This window comes from Caballeronia sp. M23-90 (assembly GCF_053574605.1).
Genome location: NZ_JBSIPA010000443.1, coordinates 1 through 5,307 on the forward strand (window position 1 = coordinate 1; position 5,307 = coordinate 5,307).

The following is a 5,307-nucleotide window of genomic DNA, read 5'->3' on the forward strand; positions in this document are numbered from 1 at the left end:
TCCAACGGCGTGGGCGCGAGCCCGGCGGCGAATCCTGCGGGCGCGACCGCGTCCATCTCTTTCGACATCCCGTTACGCGATGCACGCGATGCCTTCGAACGCGCGTATTTCGAGTATCACCTTGCGCGTGAAAATGGCAGCATGACGCGTGTGGCAGAGAAAACGGGACTGGAGCGCACGCACCTTTACCGCAAGCTCAAACAGCTCGGCGTGGACCTTGGCAAGAACAAGAGCGAAGCCTGAAGGGCATGCTGAGCAAGGCGTTGGCGATCGTTTCATCAAAAAAATCGCTAAAAGGTCTTGAGCGACATAATCCCCTTTGATATACTTTCGTTCTTCGTGGCCCGGTAGCTCAGTTGGTAGAGCAGCGGATTGAAAATCCGCGTGTCGATGGTTCGATTCCGTCCCAGGCCACCACAGTTGCAAGAAAGGCCCGGAAGCCGAAAGGTTTCCGGGCCTTTTCCATTGCGCCGCGACAGTGCGTAAAAACGGCGCCATGCTAAAATCCTTGGTTCTTCAAAGACTTGGCTGACATTGCAACAATGAATTTGATTGTTGGCCAGATCGTGCAAAACCAACCAGGAGTTTCATGGTGACTCGGACAGACGCTAAAGACAGCGCACTGGTGCTGTTTTCCGGCGGCCAGGATTCGGCCACGTGCCTCGCCTGGGCGCTCGACCGCTTCACAACCGTCGAGACGCTCGGGTTCGACTATGGGCAGCGGCATCGTGTGGAACTCGAATGCCGGGAAGGCTTCCGGGCATCGCTGAAAAAGCAGTTCCCGAAGTGGGCCGACCGGCTTGGCGAAGACCACATGATCGACCTGTCCGTGCTCGGCGCCATCAGCGACACCGCCATGACACGCGAGATCGAAATCGAAGCGACCGCGAACGGTTTGCCCAACACCTTCGTGCCTGGCCGCAACCTGATGTTCATGACGATCGCGGCAGCTATTGCGTACAGGCGCGGACTGAAAGTGCTGGTCGGCGGCATGTGCGAGACGGATTTCTCCGGCTACCCCGATTGCCGCGACGACACCATGAAGGCGCTGCAAGTCGCACTCAATCTCGGCATGGACAGCCGCTTCCTGCTCGAAACGCCGCTGATGTGGCTCGATAAGGCCGACACCTGGCGCCTGGCCGAAGTGCTCGGTGGCGAGTCGCTCGTGGAGCTGGTACGCGTCGAGACGCATACATGCTATGTAGGCGAGCGTGCAGAGTTGCACGCGTGGGGCTTCGGCTGCGGCCAGTGCCCGGCGTGCAAGCTGCGCAAGCGCGGCTTCGAAGCTTATCAATCGGGTGAGCAAGTCACCACGGAACCAGTCTGATCATGACGTATGCAGTAAAGGAAATCTTCTACACGTTGCAGGGCGAAGGCGCGAATGCCGGCCGCCCGGCCGTATTTTGCCGCTTCGCCGGATGCAACCTGTGGTCGGGCCGCGAGGAAGATCGCGCGGAGGCGGTGTGCCAGTTTTGCGATACGGATTTCGTCGGCACGGATGGCGAGAACGGCGGCAAATACAAGACGCCGGCTGATCTCGTCGCAATGATCGCGTCGCAATGGCCGGAAGGCGAAGCGCACAAGTTCGTGGTCTGCACGGGTGGCGAGCCCATGTTGCAAATCGACCAGCCTTTCGTGGACGCACTGCATTCTGCGGGCTTTGAGATGGCTATCGAAACGAATGGATCGATGCCGGTGCTGGATACCATCGACTGGATTTGCGTGAGCCCGAAAGCCGGTGCGCCGCTGGTCGTGACGAAGGGCAACGAGCTCAAAGTCGTCGTGCCGCAAGACAACCAGCCGCTTGCCGATTACGCGAAGCTCGACTTCGAGTATTTCCTCGTGCAGCCCATGGACGGTCCGTCGCGCGACATCAACACGAAGCTCGCTATCGACTGGTGCAAGCGGCATCCGCAATGGCGCCTGTCCATGCAGACGCACAAGTACCTGAACATCCCCTAACGCGAATCACCCAAGCTGAGCCGACGTGCAGACGATTACCCGAAAACTCGAATTCGATGCGGGCCACCGCATCCCCGATCACCGCAGCCAGTGCCGGAATCTGCATGGCCATCGGTATGTGCTGGAAATCACGCTGCAGGGTGAGCTCGTCGAAACGGAAGGCGCGCCGGATCGCGGCATGGTAATGGATTTCGCCGATGTCAAAGCGCTCGCCATGGAGCATCTCGTCAACAAGTGGGACCACGCGTTTATCGTGTACGCACGCGATGAAATCGTGCGCGGTTTTCTCGAGCAAATGGCCGATCACAAGACCGTCGTGCTCGACCGTATTCCAACGGTCGAAAATCTAGCCGCCGAGGCGTTCCGGATTCTCTCCGGCGTCTACGACGCGCACTACGGCGTCAACCTGAAGCTCAAGCGCATCCGGCTGTACGAAACACCGAATTGCTGGGCGGACGTCGAAGGCGTCTGACGCCGGCTTTTCGCGCTCCGCGGCTTCGCTTTTATCACGGTATGATCGTCAAAGATTGTTGAGTGGGCCGCACGTTTTGCTGCGGCGCATCCCGGCGACATGCTAACGGAGCGAGACATGCGAGCGAACCCTTCCGCCACGTTCAAGGCCGATCCAGCGGGGATCACGCCATGAGCACCTACACGAATCTCCTCAAGCAGCGTTTCAGCGAGCACGGCACGTTGTATGGCATGTGGCTGTCGATGGGCAGCGCCGACATTGCCGAAGCGCTCGCGCATGCGGGCTTCGACTGGCTTTGCATCGACATGGAGCATTCTCCGAACGACAGCCAGGACGTCGTCGCGCAACTCCGTGCGATTGCCGCGGCGCATCTTCCGACCGAACCGATTGTCCGTGTCCCGGCGCACGACGGCTGGCTGGTCAAGCGCGTACTCGATGCCGGCGCGCGCACGCTGATGTTCCCGAACGTCGAGACGGCGGAAGAAGCGCAACATGCCGTGCGTCTCACGCAATATCCGGACGGCGAAGCACGCGATGGTCTGCGCGGCGCTGCCGGTATGGTGCGCGCGGCGGCTTACGGCGTTCGTCGCGATTATGTGACGACGGCGAACGCGCAGATATCGACGATCGTGCAGATCGAGTCGGAACTGGCGCTTGCCAACGTCGAAGCGATTGCCGCGACGCCGGGCGTCGATTGCCTGTTTATCGGGCCGGCGGATCTGGCTGCGAGCCTCGGGCATCTCGGCGAATCGAAACATCCTGACGTGCAGGCGGCGATCACGAAGGTCATCGATACCGCGAAGAACGCGGGTATCGCGAGCGGCATTTTCGCGCTCGATTCCGCGAGCGCGCGGCAGTACGCGGAGGCGGGCGTGAAGGTGATCGCGTTGTCATCGGATGTGAGCTGGTTATTGAAGGCGACGCGCCAGGCGTTGCAGGAGGCGAGGGCATGAAACCCGGATTATTGGGCGCAGTTTCCGTCGCGTTATTGCTGACGTACGGCGCAGCAAACGCACAAACGGTGAAGGGCAGCGACATGGCCACGCAAAACGCCGTCGCCGATTACAACGCGGGCAATTTCGGCGCGGCGCGCTCGGAGTTTCTTCGCGCGGCGAAGAAGGGCAGCCGTCTCGCGGAATTCAATTACGCGATGATGCTGGTCAACGGCGAGGGCGGTCCCGCCGATGTCCCCGAAGGCAAGAAATGGCTGCGCAAGGCCGCCGACGCCGACATGACACAGGCGCAGTTCGTGTACGGCAAGATGTTCGACGATGGCCAGTTTGTGGATCGTGATCCGGCTGAGGCGCATCGCTGGTTTTTGCGGGCGGCGAGCCAGGGACACGTGCAGGCGGAACTGGCGCTGGCGAACCAATTTCTCGATGGCCGCGGCACCCCGCGCGATAACGCCCAGGCCTTCGCCTGGTACAAGAAAGCAGCCGAAGGCGGCGACATGACCGCGCAATACGTGGCGGGATCGTTCTATGAACGCGGCGGCGACGGCGTGCAGAAGAACATCAATGTCGCGCGTGCGTATTACGCGGCGGCAGCGGCTCAAGGCGACCCCGCGGCGAAGCTGAAATACCAGCAACTGAGCGCGGAGCTTTCCCAGGAACGGCCGCAATAAACAAAAAGCCCGCGATGATCATCGATCGAATCGCGGGCCTTCTTGAGTCCAGACGCTTTATCCCTTCATCAGCCGCTTCTGTCGCGACACGCTCATGATAAGTCCGACCGCGACGCCGAGCGTGGTCAGCGCCGTTCCCCCATAACTCATGAACGGCAGCGGCACGCCGACTACCGGCAAGATCCCGCTCACCATCCCGATGTTCACGAACGCGTACGTGAAGAACGCCATGGTCAGCGATCCCGCCAATAACCGGCCAAACAACGTCGCGCCGTTCGCCGCAATGAACAACCCGCGCGCAATCAGCGCCATATAAAGAAAGAGCAGCACAAGTCCGCCGGCAAGCCCGAACTCCTCCGAAAACACCGCGAAAATAAAGTCGGTATGTTTCTCCGGGATGAACTCCAGATGCGCCTGCGTGCCCTTGAGCCAGCCTTTGCCGAACGTCCCGCCTGAACCGATCGCGATCACGGCCTGAATGGTGTGAAAGCCCTTGCCGAGCGGATCGGAAGTCGGATCGAGCAGCGTACAGATCCGATGCTTCTGGTAGTCGTGCATCAAAGGCCAGTTCACTTCCGGCTGGCAGATGCGTTCCTGGAACACGCCGATACTCGCCACCACCAGCACCGCTGCAACCAGCACCGGCACGATCAGCTTGAAGCTCAGGCCCGCAAAATAGATGACAAAAAGCCCTGCCGCGAACACGAGCACGGCGGTCCCCAAATCGGGCTGCTTCGCGATGATCGCTACTGGCAGCACCAGGATCAGAAACCCGACGACGTAATCCCACCAGCGGATCTGGCCTTCACGCCGCTGGAAATACCACGCGAGCATGAGCGGCATCGCGATCTTCATGATTTCGGACGGCTGGATCACCACGCCCACGTTCAGCCAGCGTTTCGCGCCTTTTCGCGTGAGGCCGAACGTGGCGACCGCGATCAGCAACGCCATGCCGAACGTATAAAGCGGCACGGCAAAACGCATCAGCGTGGGCGGAGGGACGTTGGCAAGGATCCACATCAGGCAGAACGTCAGCATGATGTTGCGCAACTGGTCCTCAACGCGCCCGGGCACATCGAGACTCGCGCTATACAGCGTCACGATTCCAACACACAGCAGCAGGAACACAATCAGCGCGAGGGGTTTGTCGAAACCCGCAAACATGCGCTTCGTGCGGTCCATCCAGGCGCGCTTGTCGAACTGCATCGCTTGCATGACGGTTCTCCTTCTTTACTCGTCGATGCCGCCG

The 5,307-nt window shown here is 60.5% G+C and carries 7 protein-coding genes and 1 tRNA gene; 7 read left to right on the plus strand and 1 reads right to left on the minus strand.

Annotated features, from left to right (window positions below; all coding sequences use genetic code 11):
* The 7 genes from ACRXB1_RS29405 to ACRXB1_RS29435 form a co-directional block, all read left to right on the plus strand.
* A partial coding sequence (locus tag ACRXB1_RS29405; RefSeq protein ID WP_449494030.1) for a helix-turn-helix domain-containing protein occupies positions 1–243 on the plus strand: 243 nt, incomplete at its 5' end.
* A 98-nt stretch (positions 244–341) separates the two neighbouring features.
* Positions 342–417, plus strand: a tRNA-Phe gene (locus ACRXB1_RS29410).
* A gap of 175 nt (positions 418–592) precedes the next feature.
* A complete protein-coding gene (gene queC, locus ACRXB1_RS29415) occupies positions 593–1,327 on the plus strand; it encodes a 7-cyano-7-deazaguanine synthase QueC (protein WP_062170329.1) in 735 nt (244 codons plus the stop codon).
* 2 nt (positions 1,328–1,329) lie between these two features.
* A complete protein-coding gene (gene queE, locus ACRXB1_RS29420) occupies positions 1,330–1,962 on the plus strand; it encodes a 7-carboxy-7-deazaguanine synthase (RefSeq protein ID WP_449494031.1) in 633 nt (210 codons plus the stop codon).
* A 25-nt stretch (positions 1,963–1,987) separates the two neighbouring features.
* On the plus strand, positions 1,988–2,434 hold the full coding sequence (gene queD / locus ACRXB1_RS29425; RefSeq protein WP_060817535.1) for a 6-carboxytetrahydropterin synthase QueD: 447 nt from the start codon (positions 1,988–1,990) through the stop codon (positions 2,432–2,434).
* Between the two features lie 170 nt (positions 2,435–2,604).
* Entirely contained in the window at positions 2,605–3,387 is a 783-nt protein-coding gene (locus tag ACRXB1_RS29430) for an HpcH/HpaI aldolase family protein (RefSeq protein WP_449494032.1), read from the plus strand.
* Positions 3,384–4,058: a tetratricopeptide repeat protein gene (locus ACRXB1_RS29435; protein ID WP_062168574.1), complete on the plus strand. Its 675-nt coding sequence runs from the start codon at positions 3,384–3,386 to the stop codon at positions 4,056–4,058. The genes ACRXB1_RS29430 and ACRXB1_RS29435 overlap by 4 nt, the downstream gene beginning before the upstream one ends.
* A 57-nt stretch (positions 4,059–4,115) precedes the next feature.
* On the opposite strand, the gene rodA is transcribed toward ACRXB1_RS29435, so the two are convergent.
* Positions 4,116–5,264, minus strand: a complete 1,149-nt coding sequence (gene rodA, locus ACRXB1_RS29440; RefSeq protein WP_086381471.1) for a rod shape-determining protein RodA — start codon at positions 5,262–5,264, stop codon at positions 4,116–4,118.
* Between the last annotated feature and the right edge of the window lie 43 nt (positions 5,265–5,307).